Genomic DNA, 1,447 nt, shown 5'->3' on the forward strand with positions numbered 1-1,447 from the left:
TGAAGTGAACCCTTAAAGTTGGACGGCTTTTACTACGTTTTACCGGCCTGAGTTCTGTACTGTACAGGACTCAGGCCGTTTAGTTTTAACTTAATCCGGTCATGGTTGTAATAACGAATATATTCATGCAGTGTTTTTTCCAGTTCTGACACGGTTGCGAATTTATTCGTGTAAAAACATTCCGATTTTAAGGTTCCAAAGAAGCTTTCCATCGCGGCGTTATCCAGGCAGTTACCCTTCCTCGACATGCTGATACGCATGCCTCGCTGTTTCAGTCGCATCTGATAGGCAGCCATTTGATATTGCCAGCCCTGATCGGAATGTAGAATTGGCTTATCCTCCTTATTCAGTCGCTTCATTGCCTTGGTGAGCATGTTGTCTACCAGTTCAAACTTCGGACTTTTGGCGATCTGGTACGATACGATTTCCCCGTTATACAAATCAAGTATTGGCGAAAGGTATAACTTGCTTCCTTCGATATTGAATTCCGTCACATCCGTGACCCATTTTTGGTTGGGGCGCTTGGCCTGGAACCGCCGCTTCAATAAGTCGTGCGCTACCCGCCCAACGTTGCCCATATAAGACTTGTATCGCTGACGCCGAATCTGGGATTTCAAGCCAAGATTCTGCATAAGCCTAAACACCGTCTTGTGATTGACGTGAGTACCTTCATTCGACAAGGTCATGTGAACGCGGCGATACCCGTAACGGCCTTTGTGTTTCTTATAGACAGCTTTGATTTTTTCTTTCAACGCTGAGTGCCGGTCTGGCGCTGTCGCAACCTGCATTTGATAGTAATAGGTGCTTCGCGCTAAACCGGCAACCTTCAGAAGCACAGCTAACTGGAATTGCTGCCTTAATCCTGTGACGACTCTGGCTTTGCCTGCCGTGTCGCCTTCTGTAAGGTTAAGGCTCTCCGCTTTTTTAAATAGGCTACTTCTGCCCGCAGCTGTTCGTTCTCTTCAATGAGTTGTTCGTAGCTCTTTGACTTGTCGTCTGGAGGCGGCTTTGCCTTGTCGCGTTTTGTTGTCTTCAAGGGAGGTCTACCTTTAGATTGTAGTTGTAAGGCATCTATACCTCGATCACGGGCAATGCGCAACCATTGAGCAATAAGCGACGTCGTGTGGATTCGGAACCGCTTCGCCGCCTCTCGATGAGATATTCCCTCATCCAAAACGGCTTGTAGCACCTTCTTTTTGAACGAGTACGCATATGACCTATGACGTTCTCTAGCTTCAAGTCCAGCTTCTCCTTCCAGCTGATATTGGTCTAGCCATTTGCGAACCATGCTCGTATGAACTCCAAACAAGCGCCCGACAGTTTTCTGTCCCATACCCCGATCAATGTACGCCCTAACCACCTTAATTCGAAATTCCTTTGTATATTTGGTCATAAAAAATGCCCCCGAAAAATTTGGAACAATGTCCAACTTTTCGGGGGCACTTCA

The 1,447-nt window shown here is 46.9% G+C and carries 1 pseudogene; it reads right to left on the reverse strand.

The window, feature by feature from the left end:
* Positions 1 to 32: 32 nt before the first annotated feature.
* Positions 33 to 1,393 (reverse strand): annotated as a pseudogene (locus tag ACO0KV_RS18315) (IS3 family transposase).
* Positions 1,394 to 1,447: the final 54 nt, after the last annotated feature.

The organism is Undibacterium sp. RuRC25W, assembly GCF_049339825.1.
Taxonomy (GTDB): domain Bacteria; phylum Pseudomonadota; class Gammaproteobacteria; order Burkholderiales; family Burkholderiaceae_D; genus Undibacterium.